At 53.8% G+C, this 16,882-nt stretch carries 11 protein-coding genes; 5 read left to right on the top strand and 6 right to left on the bottom strand.

Annotated elements, in window-relative coordinates; all coding sequences use genetic code 11:
- Positions 1-128: 128 nt before the first annotated feature.
- The 5 genes from A6A03_RS14910 to A6A03_RS14930 all read left to right on the top strand — a co-directional run bounded on the left by A6A03_RS14910 (position 129) and on the right by A6A03_RS14930 (position 2,644).
- On the top strand, positions 129-725 hold the full coding sequence (locus A6A03_RS14910; protein ID WP_066789889.1) for a DUF4126 domain-containing protein: 597 nt from the start codon (positions 129-131) through the stop codon (positions 723-725).
- Between the two features lie 260 nt (positions 726-985).
- Entirely contained in the window at positions 986-1,222 is a 237-nt protein-coding gene (locus A6A03_RS14915; RefSeq protein WP_066789890.1) for a DUF433 domain-containing protein, read from the top strand.
- Positions 1,223-1,305: 83 nt separating this feature from the next.
- Positions 1,306-1,575 carry a DUF5615 family PIN-like protein gene (locus tag A6A03_RS14920; RefSeq protein ID WP_216636353.1) on the top strand — a complete coding sequence of 90 codons (270 nt, stop codon included), beginning with the start codon at positions 1,306-1,308 and terminating at the stop codon, positions 1,573-1,575.
- A gap of 5 nt (positions 1,576-1,580) precedes the next feature.
- Complete coding sequence (locus A6A03_RS14925; protein ID WP_066789891.1) at positions 1,581-1,946, top strand: hypothetical protein; 366 nt, start codon at positions 1,581-1,583, stop codon at positions 1,944-1,946.
- Between the two features lie 44 nt (positions 1,947-1,990).
- Complete coding sequence (locus A6A03_RS14930; protein WP_245669008.1) at positions 1,991-2,644, top strand: class I SAM-dependent methyltransferase; 654 nt, start codon at positions 1,991-1,993, stop codon at positions 2,642-2,644.
- Here A6A03_RS14930 and A6A03_RS14935 read toward each other — a convergent pair.
- Genes A6A03_RS14935 through A6A03_RS14960 form a run of 6 tightly spaced genes read right to left on the bottom strand, consistent with a single transcriptional unit; the run spans position 2,627 to position 16,579 of the window.
- Positions 2,627-7,864 (bottom strand): DNA translocase FtsK, encoded by a 5,238-nt coding sequence (locus tag A6A03_RS14935; protein WP_066789895.1) that lies wholly within the window; start codon positions 7,862-7,864, stop codon positions 2,627-2,629. The genes A6A03_RS14930 and A6A03_RS14935 overlap by 18 nt on opposite strands.
- A 14-nt stretch (positions 7,865-7,878) precedes the next feature.
- Positions 7,879-9,510, bottom strand: coding sequence for a hypothetical protein (locus A6A03_RS14940; protein ID WP_066789897.1), 1,632 nt, complete (start codon positions 9,508-9,510; stop codon positions 7,879-7,881).
- Positions 9,511-9,531: 21 nt separating this feature from the next.
- Positions 9,532-11,307 carry a hypothetical protein gene (locus A6A03_RS14945; protein ID WP_066789899.1) on the bottom strand — a complete coding sequence of 592 codons (1,776 nt, stop codon included), beginning with the start codon at positions 11,305-11,307 and terminating at the stop codon, positions 9,532-9,534.
- Between the two features lie 9 nt (positions 11,308-11,316).
- On the bottom strand, positions 11,317-12,150 hold the full coding sequence (locus tag A6A03_RS14950; protein WP_245669009.1) for a phosphoadenosine phosphosulfate reductase family protein: 834 nt from the start codon (positions 12,148-12,150) through the stop codon (positions 11,317-11,319).
- A 9-nt stretch (positions 12,151-12,159) separates the two neighbouring features.
- Entirely contained in the window at positions 12,160-15,588 is a 3,429-nt protein-coding gene (locus A6A03_RS14955) for a hypothetical protein (protein WP_066789901.1), read from the bottom strand.
- The gene (locus A6A03_RS14960) at positions 15,581-16,579 is read right to left on the bottom strand and encodes a DUF4007 family protein (RefSeq protein ID WP_082908984.1); all 999 of its coding nucleotides are present in this window, start codon (positions 16,577-16,579) and stop codon (positions 15,581-15,583) included. Before A6A03_RS14960 ends, A6A03_RS14955 begins: the two co-directional genes overlap by 8 nt.
- Between the last annotated feature and the right edge of the window lie 303 nt (positions 16,580-16,882).

Consider the following 16,882-nt stretch of genomic DNA (forward strand, 5'->3'; position numbering starts at 1 on the left):
TTCGTGCAGGTTGCACGTCTGATGGGGAAAAGGAGCACATTGCTACCGGGGCAACGCATGCCATCCTCCCCGGCGCAAGAGTATCGAACGCGGTTGTTCCGCAATCCATCCGCCACCGGAGTATTGCTATGGAGACAATCATTGCACTGGCGAGCTCGCTTGGTCTGGCCACCGCCACCGGCCTCAACGCCTATCTCCCCTTGTTAACCGTCAGTGTCCTCTCCCGGCTGGGCCTCATCCAACTCAGCGAACCATTCGACCTGCTTGCCCACCCAATTGTGATGATCGTGCTGGCGGCGCTGGCCATCATCGACTTCATTGGCGACAAAGTACCGGCGGTTGACAGCGTTCTCCACATTATCGGGCTAGTGATCAGCCCCATCGCTGGCGCGATCGTCGCCCTCGCCGCCGCCCAAGATGTCGTCGCCATCCACCCGGCAGTCGTCGCCATCGCCGCCATCATCGCCGCCGCTGGCACTCAAAGCGCCCGCGCCAGCATCCGGCCCGCCGTCACCGCAGCCACCGGCGGCACCGCCAACTCCTTCCTCAGCTTCCTCGAAGACGCGCTCTCATTCGTGCTCAGTCTGCTCGCCGTCTTCCTGCCCATCCTTGCCCTCATCATCACCCTCGTCCTCGCCTTCGTCGCCTACCGCTTCATCCGCGGCGCCGTGCGCGTCTGGCGCGAAGCCAACCTCCGCCGGAACGGCGTCTCCCGCGCGCCGTGAGGCGTCTCATATATGGAGTGCGGCAGTCAAACTGCCGCACTCCATGCCAGACAAGCATCATCACTCTCGTCCTCGCCTTCGTCGCCTACCGCTTCATCCGCGGCGCCGTGCGCGTCTGGCGCGAAGCCAACCTCCGCCGGAACGGCGTCTCCCGCGCGCCGTGAGGGGCTGTTCAAAGGAGACGTTTTGCGTAGCATGTGAAATGCAGAGTAAAAAACGCTATAATAAGCGCAACCATTCTGCCACCAGCAATGAAACGTATGGACAAACCATTGATCGTCTCACATCCCAATATCATGATGGGGAAACCTGTCGTCACCGGCACCCGCATCACCGTCGAACTCATCTTAGAGAAATTGGCTGCCGGCGAAACGATCGATCAAATCCTCGCCGCTCATCCTAGGCTGAGCCGTGAGGCGATATTCGCCGCTCTCGCCTTTGCCCGCGATGCCCTTCGCGCCGGCGTGATCTATCCCTTGGCCGAGGATGCCGCATGAATCTCGTGGCTGATGAAAGCATCGATCGAGCTATTGTGGAACGTCTGCGGCAAGATGGTCATCAGGTCTAGTACATCGCAGAGATGGAGCCGGGAATTACGGATGATGAAGTCCTTGCGATTGCCAACCGTGTGCAGGCGATCCTGATTACCGCTGATCGCGATTTCGGCGAGATTGTCTTTCGGCGCCGGCTCCACACGCACGGCATCATCCTACTGCGATTAGCCGGCTTATCACCGGAACGCAAAGCCGATCTGGTCGCTTCAGCGATCGTCCAACACGAAACAGAGCTACGCCAAGCGTTTGCAGTGATAACACCGGCAATATTACGAATTCGGATAACTGATCAGTAGCGAAGATGAAACGAACCCAATCCACTATGCCAACCCCGCAACCGCTCACCGATCTACGCAAGCGCGTCCCGGAAGCCAAAAAACTGATTGCCGATCTGCTCACCGGCCTGCTCGGCCCGGTTGAACTCGACTACGACTTCTACCGTGAATGGAACGGCTGCTGGAAAGTGCGCGTCACCGTGCGCGGCAAAACCGCCGGCACACTCGATTTCACCCTGCTCAGCACTCCCTCAGGCGGGATGCTGGCAATGCCGCGCCCCCTGCCCGAACGTTGGCGCACCCAAACCGGCATCACCGCCAACGACGGCACCGTTTGGACACTGGACGACGCCGGGAATTTGATCCCGTTTACCGGTTCGCATCCATCGTAAAGACGCACGGCTGTGCGTCTCCATAATCACGGAGGCGCACGGCCGTGCGTCTCTACGGTCGCCACGGTATCACGAAATGGAATATGCCTGACCCGCAAACCATTCGCGCCTACGACGAACTGGCCCGCCAACAGGCCGCCTTCCAGCGCAACCAGCGCCCGGAATCGATCTACCGCCTGATCACGGCCTTCTTCCACCATGGCCGGCCCACCGCCGACATCGGCAGCGGCAGCGGGCGCGACGTGGCATGGCTCGAACAGCACGGCTACCCCACCATCGGCTTTGAACCATCGCTGGGCATGATCAACGAAGCCCGCGCCGCCTACGCCGGCATCAACGTCCAACCCGCCGCCCTCCCCGACCTTGCCGGCGTCGCCGACGCCAGCTTCGACAACGTCCTCTGCGTTGCCGTGCTCATGCACCTGCCCGCCGCCGAACTCATCGGCGCCGCCGTCAACCTCGCCCGTATCCTCCGCCCCGGCGGACGCTTCATCGTCTCGTACCGCACCCCACCCCCCGACGGCGAACGCGCCCCCGATGGCCGCCTCTACACCACCATCCCGCCCGCCCGCCTCACCCTCCTGCTCGAATCGGTCGGCATGCGCGTGCTGCTGGTGGAAGAGGTGCCTGATCCTAGCCGGCCCGGCATCCAATGGATCAATGTGGTGGGGGAAAGGGGTTTAACGGTACGTGTCTAACAACCGCATTAACTCCTCTTCATCCATAAACGGTGCCTGTAAGCGTAGAATCCGGCCATCTGGCCGGCGGAAGAGCATATCGCCTTGACCGAGAAGATGTTCGGCGCCGGTCGTGTCTAGTACTACTCGCGAATTTACGTGAGAGGCTACGCGCAACGCTACCCGAGCATCTAAATTGGCTTTGATAATCGGGGTAATGACCTCAGCGCTCGGATGCTGGGTAGCCAAAATGATATGAATGCCAACCGCACGCGCGGCTGCGGCTAGCTCACCTAAGCTTTGCTCAAATGCCTCTCGCTCTTTTTTGCTCATGAGACTTGTTAATAGGCCATATTCATCGATCAAGGCGATAATCGGCGACAATGCCTCTTCGGGATACCGTTGATTAAACGCCTTAATATTCATACTCCGATGGGCCATAATCTTTTGCCGGCGCGGCATTTCGGTGCGCGCTAAGTCAAGCAATGCCTCCCGCGCCTCTTTGCGATCAACGATGACCTTACCCCCTCGCAAATAGGGCAGCTTATTGAATAAAGTAAAGTCTGTTTGTTTCGGATCGATGATCAGCAGCTCCAATGCTCCCTGACGGTAGACCGTTAACAGACTGAGCAACAGATTGCGTAAGAAGACTGACTTGCCCGACTTGGTAGCGCCAGCGACTAACAGATGAGGAAATTCCGCTAAATCTTCAATAATTGGTTGGCCATCCGGTGCGACCCCTATCACAATCGGCAGTTCCGCTGGCTTTGGCTGAGGTAATTGCTTAATGAATGGGTGTAAATAGATCGTTTCACGCTGTGGCCGCGGAACGTCTATACCGACAAAGTCCGTTTCCGGCACATTATCGATATATGGTGGCGCAGGCAGTTTCAAATCGCGCGCCAAATCTTCGGCCATTGCTTGTACTCGTTTCAACTGTTGATTTGGCTTGAGTCGAAACTTGAACCGCACAATACTTGGCCCTTGATCCGCATCATTGATATTGATGGAATAGAGTTGGACACCACGCTGGCGGAGGGCACGCTCGATATCGCGCGCTTTTTGTTCAAGCCATGCGGCCTCGACCGGTGGAATAGGGGCTGGCTGTTCCTCTTCGGATTGAACACTTGGACTGTCATGTTGATGTTCGGCAATGGCGTCTTGCGGTACCTGAGGTATGTCATAAGATGATGGGAGATCGATTTGTTCACCCGACGTGCTTGATATCGGCGGGGGCACTAGGGTATGAGAGGCGGGTACATGTTCGGTCAGACCCACCGCCTCCGCAGCGACATCGTGCGAATGTTTAACCGGATCAGGCGTCCAATCAAATATCTGTTGCGGATCGAGCGCACTCGTCTGCTGCACAAGCTGATGCAGCGCCGTTATCAACTCATTGCGCCCATAGCGATGTTCAATCAGTGATGCCGCTGGGGCATCAGCAGCCGTCTCGGTAAATGGCCGAATGTCTGGGCCATTGAAAATTCCTACTTGATCATCATAACAGAAAACATAACTAGCGCCACTGATGACGAAATCATACTCGCCACGATGGATCTGCTCAGCAACTGCCTCCCAAACCGCAAACTGCTCATCATTAAATTGGACATTGCCGGCAATAGCACGATAGAGTTGATCATACCAGAATGGCGCATCGAGATGGCGTCCGCCGGGGGCAAAGATACTAGCCAATCGGCTTACCCCGCTCCGCACTTGTAAACGCGCATCCTTTGCCTCTTGCTCGAATGCGGTTGCATTAACACATTTCGCTTCCACAAGCTGTAAATGAACCAGAGCCCGTTCACCCGATTTCTGCAATCCAATCAAGAGTAAATCAGGCATTTTGCCGCTTTGGAACCAATGCTTATAGTCATCGAGCAAGATCCATACGCTAAGCGCCTGCGGATATTGGCGCTGAAACACCTGCTCAGCTTGAAACATTGCCACAACGAGACCGATCAACTCATTGAGGAACAATCCCGGCCCGGCGGCCCGTAACACAATATCACCTGAAATCCGATTGGCCATCTCAGCTAAATGAGCTGCAATCTGTTGGCACTGGCTTCGCTTGATGCGCGGCAACATATTAGCTAGCCTATCACCAAGCCGTTTGACCACAATCTCTTGGGTACGACTAGCGGAAGAGACTGTCAAATGATGCAGCCGTTGTACGCCTAACCCTAACGCATAGCGAATGATTTGAACGCGATCGTGGCATGCTGCTTTGAGCAAGAAACGGTCGATGACTTGATCGTAGCACACCACCCAATTGAAGTGATGGTGCAACTGTTCGAGATTGGCTTGCCATGCATCGAGTGAGAGCACTTGCGCTAATTCCAGATCATCCGTTGCCTCCGGCATTTCAGCTCCCGGCTGCAGATTGCCGGCATACTGGCAGAGCAGGAAGAGACGCAATACATCCGGTTTATGATTCGGGACTAATTGCAACAACCGTTCTGTCTCACCCTCGCGGAATGGCTCTGGTCGCGTAGGGTAGAAGTCAATAGTTGTATTGCCCGCCTCCCGCTGGGTGCGCTCAATAAGTGTTGGTTTTAGCGGTTGATTTGACCGTTTGAACAGATCAACCAATACAACAACGTCTGACCTTTTCAATGATTGCAAGAGTTCATCAAGTGCGGACTCGCGCACCTCAACCACAATGCGCGGCAAATAGGCTGCTCCCTCTCGCTCTGTTCCTGACGGCTCGTCGGCGAGCCATTCATCAAGCCGCCGGTAGAGCGATCCGCCGTAAGTGGATGTATGCACAATGAGATGCAAGCGCTCAGGATAATGCGTGGTTGTTTTCCGCGCACTTACTTGTTTGAGCAGCAACACCGGCAGCGCGCTGTTATGGCATTCGAGGAGTACGATCGTAATGCCATCTCGCGCAAAGGGGTACGTTTCAATATAGTCTTGAATAATCCCAACCAGTGTTTCGACTGCCTGACTAGCCATCAGCTCTTGTTCATCTGTGGCTAGCTCATGAACAGTAGCGCCAGTAATGCCGTTAGTCTCGCGCACCCCACGGAAGAGCGTGTACCCCTGCACATCTTCATGCGCTACATACCAATACCCTTGATGCCGCGCATTGGCCAGCGCAATCACCGGCGGGGTCGCTAATGCGCTGTCGATGAGACTCATTTCCCGCCGAAACCGCTTGTCGTCAATGGCGCGCGCTGGTGTTGAAACGCGAAACATCTGGGCAATAATATCGTGATAGTATCTTGCCCGCTTATGCCACCAATCTAATTTCAATGGATGGATAAGCGGCATTATCACCCAATCTTTTTGCACATCTTCGCTTATAATCCAAGCTTGATTGATGGTTTGATAAATTTCTTTGTATTGCTTCTTTGGTAAATGTTCGAGGATCGTCGCTAAAAATTGTTGATATACCAGTACAAGTTGATCAATCGGGGCATCAAATAACCCTTGTAATGCCGCGTGTACAACGTTAGCCCATGCTCGTTCAAGATTATCAAGGGCATTCATCAGGGCCGATTTCGCTTCAGGAGGCACTCGTAGATCGTGGAAATTCATTTCGAGCGCGCGCCGCAGGTTGTTACGTTCGGCATCCGCTTGTTGGTACCAATTGCCAAATGTATTCAAAGGGCGATGGAGATCAAGATCGACAATGTTAGCCGGAAGCTTGCAAGAGGTATAGAATGGAATCCGTAACGATGGCGATGCAGCGGCAAATAGAGGGCCGTGAAGAGATGGTTGCAAGAATCCGCTCTCGTATACCAATGCTTGATAGGTCGCTGCTGCTGGACTATCCGAGCGATATTCCCAGATCAATGTGGTTGAAGCGATGGTCTGATTCTTACGCTGAAGCAGAACATTGAAGGCCAGTTTACTCGTTTTCACCCGTTCGGTCTCATCACTACCCAAATCCTCTTCTTCAGTTTGATCAACAGCTAAATTCCATAATTCAGCTAACTCCCATTGGATAGTGCTCATGACTGTCTCAATACCGCCGTACAAACAGCGAAACGCTTGCACGGCCTCCGCCAACGGTTGCTTTTCTTTCGACGGCTGAAATTGCACCACTATTTGTGCGCCGGCAACCTCGCTATCCTCACGCAAATGGCGCAGATCGATCAATGCTGAGAGCAAGCCGGTCAAAAAATCAGCACTTCTCACTTCGCGCGGTCGCATAAGCCGGCGAAGTGCGCTTTGACTCTCAACCGACAGCATTTCACGGTAATTTGCCAATGTCTTCTCGATCAGCGATCGCTCAACCTCAACCCCATCCCGGAGTTGGCTGATTAACTCCGGCACAACCTCGACATCATCATCGGTCTGGTTGATCACCTGCTCGAGTTCTTGAATAACCTGCTCGAGGCTCGCTTTCTTGCGGCGCGGCTTAATGATCTGTTGCACCTCGGCCCAATCAAGTGCAAGCGCTTGGCGAAGCTGAGCCGGATCATCAGTCAGCTCCCCCAGAATAAAAGCGCGGAGCAACTGCTTTTTCTGCTCAGATGATAAACCGCCGGTTGTCGTCTCGTCACTCAGTTCAGCCCGCTCAAGATTCTTAAGGTACCGTTCTCTGCGTTGCTCATCAACGATCTCAAAACCGATCCGGGCTGCATCACGCACTTCACGCAGCAGCTTATCGGCGCGCGAGGTATGAAGGTGTGTAGCAAATTCAGCGCAACGGAACAAGCGTAGATGGGGTAAAGCTTGGGCAATTGCCTTCTCGAGTGTGACATGATCATTTAACAACCTATCAATTTCAATAAAAAACGACACCAAATCCTCAATTGATCGTGCTATATCTAAACGGCTCAAGCGAATACGCACGAATTCACTTAACACTTTTTGTTCATCTCGACTTACTTGATAATACTGGATACTGGCTTCGATCAATTCATCCAGATAGTCAAGCATCAGAGCTGTGCTATTAAGCACATACATATCTTTCAAGCTTTGCGCATCGCTCGCGCGCCGGTTAAAAATCAGCAGGAGCATGTGTCCTGCTTTTAAGTTGTTGCGATACCATGTGGCTGATTTGTCAGGTTCGATTTGAAATTGTTCAAAACCCTTAATCAGACCAACCGTCCGCACTATCACGGGGCGACCATTCAAGATAGGCCGGATCGTTTTGAGCACGTGACGATACACGTCGGCTGAAAAATCTTCTAAGCGCACAAATATCCGGCTGGTTTGATCTTGCGCGGCGAAACGATCTAAGCAGTGCATAATTGTATTAGCAACAATCTGATCAGGACTCTTTGTCATAGCGCCTCCGCAACCTACGCTCGATGCACCATTGCCGTCGCATCAGAATAGATGGTTGCTAAACCGGCAAATTTCAGCCGCTCGAGCAGCCGCTCGCGATTACGGGCAAACACTCCTTCATTCACCCCAGCCCGCGATAGCAATCCAGACTCACGCGCTTCACCCGGCCCGACGATAATGCCGTACCGTTGATATAATCGGGTTAAGAATTCACCAAAGCTAATGGCCTGCTCAGCCGGTTTGACAACAGTCATTGTCAACGTCTTGAGCAACGTATCACCCAACACAAACCGTGGCTGCGGGCCGCGTTGCGGTGCGATCAGACCAATTGCCCGGCCAAGCCGGCGATGAATGGGCAGGAAGTGATCACGGAAATTATGTTCTGTCACTGCATACATCATCTGGCTATAATGTTCGATGATCGCATCCGTATTGTTTTTAAGCTGGAGCGCTTGCTGGTGAAATTGCGCAATGTGGGTCTGAAAGGCTTGGCGAGCCGTCTTGCGCACACCCCCGACAAACTGTTCTGCTTGATCAACGAGTGCATCAACTAATACCGCCGCAGTTGTGTGCTGTGCCATCACTGTTGCCACACTTCGGAACCATGCCCGAATGCGATCGCTCTGCCATTGTTCATGCCGTAACAGTTGGCTAGCCGATATTTGCCGGATAACCCGGCTATCCTCATCACCGGGAATATCAATCAGGATCTCAGGCCGGCACTGATTAAGACATTGTCCTGTGTGATGAATGTGATCGTTATGATTGGGATGCGCACGATGATAAATATAAATAATGATATGAAATCCAATCAGGTGAGCTAGCAGTTCGAGGCTCTCTAGAGCATCAAGCCGGTTATCGAGCAAATGTTCAACATCCTCCGCACACTGCCGGTACAACGAACAATCCGGATCGGGCAGCCATCCCGGTTCCGTTTTAACGACCTGCTCTTCGTTAATCAATGACTGCCATGTGGCATTGACCATCTGCGCAAATCGTCCCAGCATCTGATTGCGCTCGACTAAGAGTTCGCGTAATCGATCACCGATGCGCTGGCGCTGCTCTGGCGATTGTTCAGTGCCGGCTGAGATCATCAAGTAGTACAACTCACCGCCGCGCGCAAAGAAATTTCTCGGCAAAAACTCAATCCCCGCATCCAATTGTGCGCTTGTCAGACTATCAACTTGGGCTTGGTAAACGTTTTTAGTTGCTCCCTTGCGTAACGCTTCCCATAGCAACAATTCTTCATGCACGGGAAACAAGCTTTTGGCAAACCAAGAACGATTCGCTTCAATCACGGAAAATGAACGCAGTAACGCGCGCAACTGCTCTAAGACTGCTTTAGGTTGATGGCCATTGGCTGTCACATGCTTTTCTAGCTCTTGCCGCAATAAATCGACCGCTTTTTGATCACGCGGATCTTGAGTTTTTTCGTATTCATCGTAAAAGACAAACCGCTTCAACCCTAACCGTGCCGGTACCCGATATTCATCGGTGCGGCCAAACTGATAGCCATATCCCGCTAGTACACTCAAGAACTCCAGCAAATACTCCATCCAGTGCTGGCCCTCTCGCAACCGGTGGCCCCACACCATGACCTCAGGTGGATACTTACCACGCGCATCAATATTGCCATACGTATCCATAACTATCACCAACCTGAGCAGTTAGCTAATAGCCAGCCGTCCTTGTTCGTCGATCCGTAACCGGCGCAACTCGTAGCGGTGACGCGCCGGCACAAAAAAGGCCACTTCGTTGGCCGAAATATCAACCGTAGCGAATTGTTGAATCAAGACGTCCTTCAGCCGGCGCACCTCGAGTTCGCATTCGTCAGCCAAAATCGAGATGTGCCCGCCATCGGCAATGCGCATCAGGTGCTCGAAGAGCAAGATGTTTAGTGGCCACTCTACCGGCTCAGCATGACGCTGAGTGGGTGGCGGCGCAATATGGAGGTAAAGGGAGCGCGCTGGCAGATCAAGATGTTGATCACTAGTTGTGTTTACGATGAGCCTTATATTTTCAATCGGCAAGGTCAGCAACACGATCGGATGCGGTTGATTAACGCTATGAACGTATTGGGTGGTAATGTACAGCCGTTCATTGGCCCGAAGTTGGCCGGTCTGCGTCAAATAGAGGCGTGAGAATGCCCGATTGAGACCTCCGATCAACTGGCTGACGATGTCTTCGTGTTTTCCTTGCGGTTGATCGAGCAATCGTTGATAGATGGAAAAGTAGCGAAACGGCAATAGTTGCTGATCGTCTGGATGATTGCGCTCAAAGAACAGTTTGCGCCGGCAATGCGGCAGCCACCGTAACACATCTTGACCACGTTCGCTCTCGATGCCTTCGGTATAAGCCCGGCGCGCCTGATGAAACGCTTTGAAGTGCAGATCAACCGTTTCGCCAAAGATCGCTTGGTGGTGTTGTTGCTCCTCAATTGTTTCGCCGCCGTTAATAATAAACTCGTCAATGGCAAAGATCGATTGGGAACCAATGTTGAACCGATGCAGCAAGCGCGTAACATGCGATTTTCGGCGAAAACCGGCATCGTCGTCACGCCCAAAGATATTCTCATAGTATGCAAGATACGACATATCGGCGCGCTCTTGCACCTGTTGTTGCGCTTGAGTGCAATCAAACCCGCCGCTTATGGTGTACGCCAAGTGAATGAGCATATCCCGAATAGTGACATGCTCGTTGCTCCGCTCAAGCACCTCGTACAACATCTTGATGCGTTGTTGCACTGGTTGCGCGGTTAATCGGGTCATATTGAAGCGAATGGGACATTTCAGTTGGATCGGGCATTCGTTGCAGGCCTGCCAATTGCGCTGATCGGTCATCCACGCTAACGCTGCCGGCACAAAGGTCGAAGTAGCGACGCGATTCAAATTGAGGACAATGAGAGACTGATGATAAGCTGGCCCTTGATCAAGCTGAGTTTGAATGGCCTCTTTTAGCTCCTTGTGACCAACAATAGTGCTGAGCAGAGCCCGCAATCGGCCTTCATTCGCTGCAATCAGATACCGATCACGCTGATCCGGGGTTTGCAACGTCTGGCTCAGACGTAGCAGAATTTCTTTACCCTTCTCCTCGCTTAATTCCGACAAATCTTTTACAATGAAAAACCGCATGGTGTTGTATTCAATCGGTTGATCAATCAAATTCTCCCATCGTTCTGGTTCTTTTCCCTGTAAAACGTTCACGATCTGCCGGCATAAATACGTTTTCCCATCGCCAGCATTACCCGTTAGGATCACTGAGGGTGGTTGGGGTTGGCGAAACTGGTTGGTCAAAAACTGTTCAATTTTGGTTGTCAGCCGCAACGATCCTGCCGGCGGCTCCGGCCCGTTGGAAACGTATTCATCAAACGCCGCTTCGTGATCGGGTGATGCGGTGGTATAGCGATTGAGAAAAGCGACAAAGGGATTGCTAACCCGAACCATAAGCCGTCCTCATAGATGACAGATATCACAACCCCGTTCATCATCTTCGGCATCCAACACAGCGCCAAGCAACTCGATCAGAGGGCGATTTGGGCGCTTCTTGCGCTCTTGCTCAAGGCGTAATGCATGCTCGCGCTTGATCTGTGCAATCCGTTCCGGTTGTTCGAGTTCGGCTAAACTCTCACGTTGCCGCCAGTAAAAGTGTTCGCCACCTCGCTCAGTTTCATACTTTTTCGCCTCTTCAAAGAGATCGGGATGATGCTCTTTGAGACCAACCCACTCGCCGGTACGCTGGAAGAAGCAGAAGAAACAACCACTCCGTTGTCGCCACGAGTAGTAAGCTGGCAAACCTAACCCGCTCGTTTCGAGAATACGCTCAATGTCGGCAATGGTCATCCCCAATTCTTTAAAAGGATACACCGGGTGAACGTTCGGCTTGGTCGAAATATAACCGCTACGCCCTTCATCGGCGCGAATGCCGATATAGCTCCATACCGTGTCATCACCGACAAAGGCTTCAAACGGCTCGATCTTCAGCTTGCGTGTACACCAGCGCACTTGGGCTGACGGCAACATGCCGCCATACATGTTGAGCCAGTGATCAAAGCCACGCTGCGCGTTTAGGCGAATGATCGGGCGCTGCAAGAACGCTTCGAGCCGGTCAAGATAATCGTACGTCTCCGGCAATTCTTTATGGGTATCGCAAAACACATACTCAATTTGCGGAATTTTGTCGTGTAAAAAGATGGCTAGCGCGGTGCTGTCTTTTCCGCCGCTTAAATTGACAATATGGCGTCCGGGGCGCGCTGCCCAATCGGCAATCACGTCGGATTTCATCGGCATAGACACTCCTTAGACCAACTGTTGCTCATTGAGCAGCAGTTGCTGCAATACTTCCGCCATTGCGCCGAGCTGTTGCTCAGTGCTGAGATGCGCATAACGGCGCAAGAGTGCTTGCAACTCGCCGCGCAAGCGTTGGACATCGCTGTTCGCGGTGAGGTGAACAACGCGGCTCATTTCGCCATTGCCGTTCGTAATGCCGACCCGCATCACTTCACGATGAGACGATGGCAAGATCGGCGCAGTCAAACTGAGTTCTTCCGCAGCGCGGAAACGGCGGGCGAGATCGGCAATTGCCGCTTGAAACACCGGCACATCGGCATCGTGCCACTGATCGGGTGGTCGCTTCACAACCAGTGCGGCTACACTCAATGCCCACGCTTCACCATCAGGCACGGCTGTCTCAAGACGGGCGCCGAGCGCGTGTAGTTGGGTATCGTTGGTGACAGCAGCAATGCGCTGGTATCGTTGCAGCAATTCACGGTGCGCTACGACGCCATCGCCGCTAAGCCCGAATACGTGCATAGTATGTGCCAGAATAATGCGTCGCAAGCTTGGAAAGGCCTCTTGCAGCTCACGCATGCTCTGCCGGAGCTGATCGATGAACGTGTGCATCTGCTCCAGCGACACTGACTCATGCCCAGAAACTGGCGGTACGCCAAACGCTGGCGGCAGCAGTTCAAATAATAATTCATCAGGTGCGCGCGCCTCGCGCAGCGCTTGCCGCACCGCTTGCGTTTGCGGGCTAAGCTGCTTCGTTTGCTTGCTGTACGCCGGCAATTGATGATAGGTACGCAGCAAAGGCAACGCCACCGCTAGCAGCGCCGGTTGCACCCGCTGCGTTAATGCTTGTGGCGCAAACGCCTCGGCAAGTTGGCGGTAGAGGAGGAAACGCGCGCCCTCGGCCCGGCCAAGACGAACGGCGAAATAGTCAGGCCGCGCTAATAGACGCTCAAACATCGCCATATCAGGAACCGGCACGTAGTTGCCGTGTTCGTAGAAGACAATCTCACCGGCGCGCGCAACATAGAAGGCGACAAATAAGATCGGGATAACACCGGCTTTGATTCCGTAGGGCGGCTGCTGAAGAAAAGCATACAATGCCGCGAGCGCCAATGGCTGCGTACCGGCCTCCATCAGTTTGATTTCCATTGCGCGCCATACGGGTAAGAGACCAAGCGGATCGGAGGGCGGTGGCGGGCCGATTTCCCATGTACCTTGCTCATTTTGGCGATGCAACCCGCCACGCTGCAAAATACTGGCATAAATTGCCCGTTCCGGCGGATACCCTTGAATGCCGAGCAATGCTTGGTCTACCTGCTCTAGCATTGCCGCCACAACATTCCGGCGCGCTTTGGCTGCCGCCGAGGAGATGGCATCTCGCCCAACCAACTCATTCCAAATGCGCGGCGCTAGCGGGTAGGTTGCGTCAGCCGCCTTGGAAAGCAGATCATCAATCTGCCGCGCATTTGCCACCGGTACTTGCTGGCCGCCGTAAAACCAGCGACTCTGCACACCATACGCTTCGGCCAGCGTATCACGCAATATCTGTTCGGCCTCAATCAACCGGCTATGGACCTCACGCCGCGCTACTCGGTCGTGCTCGAGCGCTTCATGTTCCTCAGCGAGCATTCGTAATGCCGCTACATCTAGTGCCATTTCCCGCATTTCATGAACATGGCGCGGTAGGACAATAATCCGAGCCGTTTCCTGTCGCCGGTCAGGATGGCACGCCCACTGTTCAGCCCGGCTCAATTCTTCTTCATCAGACGGCACGACGTACAGCAATTCGCCAACCAATCCCGCTGCTACCGTCATCGTATCGGCGAGCTGTTGCACATCAACATAGCGCACTGCAAAGGCGCGAGTAGCGCCGGTGCGATAACTGTGACGGTATGCAATGCGTGGCGTGGTATCGGCATAACGCATCAAAAGCTGGCACAGCGAATACCGCTCGGCAAGCATCCGGCGTGCTTGTTGCATCAGCAGCTCAAGATCAAGGTCGCTCCCCTCCCAAAGCACAAAGCTATCGCGGAAACGCCGATAAGTAATATGCTGGCGCTTCTGCAACGTCTCTAACGCGGCAGCTACTGCCGGATCAGACGGATCATCGGCGAGTGCAAAAGCAAGATGGGCTTGACAGGCGCGCATACCGGCAGCACGTTCGAGTGCCCCTAACACTCCTACCACCGTTAATGTATCAAGCAGCAGTGGATCAGCCCCTGTCAAATCCGCGCGCGCCTCCACCAACTCAGCCCAACGTCGCCCACGGCTGCGTGCAAAGAGACTAGCGCCGAGGTTTGTTTCCACATAATTGAACAAATGACTGAGACGGTATATCGGTACGGCACCATCTGGCGCCTGCTGCACGACATCGCGTAACCCCCACGGCTCATCAGAGGCGAGAAAAGCGAATAATGACCGTTCGTTTTGCGCTAATTGGCGCACAATCCCCGGCAGCGCCAGCATCGTCATCGGGTGCAAGGGAAAACTGTCGGCCACGATCTGGCGCCATTCGTGACTGCCGATTTCGGCTGGACGCAGCCCCAAGGCTTCTGTCAGCGGCACAACGCGCTCGGCCCACTGCAAACGTTGCTCCCGTAGCGGATCAGCCCCCGCAGGACGCAGCGCCGCCGCAATCAGACGCACCATCTGGCTCAGCGGTTCTTGAAACGCTAGGTCAACAAACCGGCCTTGCACCTTGGCCCACTCGATCCGGCGCCGCGCACCGGCATGCAGCGTGTACTGCTCAAATGCTTGGTGCAGAATTGTTACCACGAGCACCGGTGCATCGCCGCTTCGCGCCGCCATCTCTGCGAGCGTTTGCAACACAAACAAATCGCGCTCATCGTCGTGGCGAGCCGCATAGTCAAGGTACTGCCCAAGTTCGTCAATAATGAGCACAAGACCGGCATAATCACTATGCACCCGTAGATAACGAGCCGTCTGCTCGACGAGCGTCGCTGTCTGTACCGGATCGAGCGCCGGATCAGGGATCGCAGCCGCAATTTGTTGGCTCAGTTGCTCAGGAACTTTAATGTGCCACTTACGCAACGCATCAACGAGCGCTTGCAACACTGCGCGCCGCAACGAGCTATTGTTGCCCGGAACCAACACTGGTAACAACGACGGCACATCGAGTGGCAGTGCATTTGCATCGACATGCAGGGAATGGAGCAACGTGCGACGCGAGGCGGAATTGCGCATCAAAAAATGCGCTAGAAACAACCCAAGTGCCGACTTACCGGCCCCAAATGGGCCAGTAATCGAGAACGCGCGCTCGCGGCTCTCAAGATGCAACCCACTGATAATTCGTGCGGTTGTTTGCAAAACCAATGGTGTGACAATATAACCATCAAGTCGATGGCGTAGATCACGGAAATCATGGCGAATATGAACAGACCGCGTAAAACGCGCTGCAACTGAAATTAGGTTAGGCATAAGTGTTTTCTGAGGCAAAAGCAGACTCAATCAGCTTGCGTTCAAGCTGAGATTGGTTCAAATCACGCCAAATGACTTGGCGAATCCCGCCGCTATCACTATACGACGCGACACCGCCAGTGATCTCTTCTAAAAGAAACAGGCGACTGAGTAAACTATCCTCATCAAGCCGAAAGATACGTCCGGGTGAACGCTCGCCATACGCTAAATCATTGAATGAGAGAGTTGCCCGTTGCTGCCAGCGTGCTTGCCGGAAGGCGGCCAGCGCTACCAGCGCGTCAGGCAAATCAGGCTGCGCACCGCTCGCCAACCGATAGCCTGATTGGTCGGGCAAAGCCTGTATCAGATTCAAATCCAAGAGAGGACAATGCAATAACTCTTCGAGCGGTTGCACAAGCGATCGAGCTGGTGTGCGCACATAACAACGTACCATGCAATCAATATCTCTATTCAATGTATTTTCTGATGGCATTTTATTTATTTTCCGGTTTATGAAATCAATAATGTTTGAACGAATTGAATTGACTGTAAAATCTCCTCTTTTTAAAACATTAAATGTGTAATACCACGTGAATGCCGGATCAGGGTTAGAAACGATCTGATAGTGCAACAGCCACCGCCCCGCCGCCGTAACCAGAAACGGATCCCATCCGTTATCCGCTAACAGCGCTACGCCCAATTCAGTCGCCCGCATATCACCCGTCTCGGTGCGCTCGAAGAGACCGGTGGCCCTACCCCAAAAGCGGATCGACTGCGCCATGTTTTTGCCGACACCGAGCAACACAAAAGCATCATCCCGGCGAAATAAGTCGGGAATGTCTTGCAGAAGATCAAAAGCTTTCTTGAGCCAATTGCTGCGCAGGGTAAAGGTTTCGTGACCGCTGAACGTTATGTTGGGCCAATCTTGGGAAGATGAAGGCATATTTGGATCCCATTGCTTCAGCAGAGGCAACAAACTCTTATTATATCTTATCATGGTTATTCGCACCATTGCCACCCAATGTTACTGCTTCGGACGGCCTACCCCGCAGCCATCTCCCCCTTCAGTACAACGCCCCCTCAGCAGAGGTTGCGGTACGGACAGAACATGTAGCCGAACACAACCGTTGATCGCTGGGCAATGCCTCAACGCTTAACTCGACGCTCCCCTCTCCCGCGCCAGTGGGAGAGGGGCTGGGGGTGAGGGCCAGCAGCCCGCGCAGCGGGCTTCGTACCCCTAGCCCGGCCCTTTAGGGCCGGGTTCTGGACGGATGTTCTGTTCGCCCGTGAACCCGCGCCAGTGGGAGAGGGGCTG

The sequence above is a fragment of the Chloroflexus islandicus genome (assembly GCF_001650695.1).
In the GTDB taxonomy this organism is placed as follows: domain Bacteria; phylum Chloroflexota; class Chloroflexia; order Chloroflexales; family Chloroflexaceae; genus Chloroflexus; species Chloroflexus islandicus.

Excerpts from the sequence above, each read along its gene's own strand:
- A6A03_RS14910 (WP_066789889.1), top strand. The coding sequence starts at position 129 with ATGGAGACAATCATTGCACTGGCGAGCTCGCTTGGTCTGGCCACCGCC.
- A6A03_RS14915 (WP_066789890.1), top strand. The coding sequence starts at position 986 with ATGGACAAACCATTGATCGTCTCACATCCCAATATCATGATGGGGAAA.
- A6A03_RS14920 (WP_216636353.1), top strand. The coding sequence starts at position 1,306 with ATGGAGCCGGGAATTACGGATGATGAAGTCCTTGCGATTGCCAACCGT.
- A6A03_RS14925 (WP_066789891.1), top strand. The coding sequence starts at position 1,581 with ATGAAACGAACCCAATCCACTATGCCAACCCCGCAACCGCTCACCGAT.
- A6A03_RS14935 (WP_066789895.1), bottom strand. The coding sequence starts at position 7,864 with ATGACAAAGAGTCCTGATCAGATTGTTGCTAATACAATTATGCACTGC.
- A6A03_RS14940 (WP_066789897.1), bottom strand. The coding sequence starts at position 9,510 with ATGGATACGTATGGCAATATTGATGCGCGTGGTAAGTATCCACCTGAG.
- A6A03_RS14945 (WP_066789899.1), bottom strand. The coding sequence starts at position 11,307 with ATGGTTCGGGTTAGCAATCCCTTTGTCGCTTTTCTCAATCGCTATACC.
- A6A03_RS14950 (WP_245669009.1), bottom strand. The coding sequence starts at position 12,150 with ATGCCGATGAAATCCGACGTGATTGCCGATTGGGCAGCGCGCCCCGGA.
- A6A03_RS14955 (WP_066789901.1), bottom strand. The coding sequence starts at position 15,588 with ATGCCTAACCTAATTTCAGTTGCAGCGCGTTTTACGCGGTCTGTTCAT.
- A6A03_RS14960 (WP_082908984.1), bottom strand. The coding sequence starts at position 16,579 with ATGGTGCGAATAACCATGATAAGATATAATAAGAGTTTGTTGCCTCTG.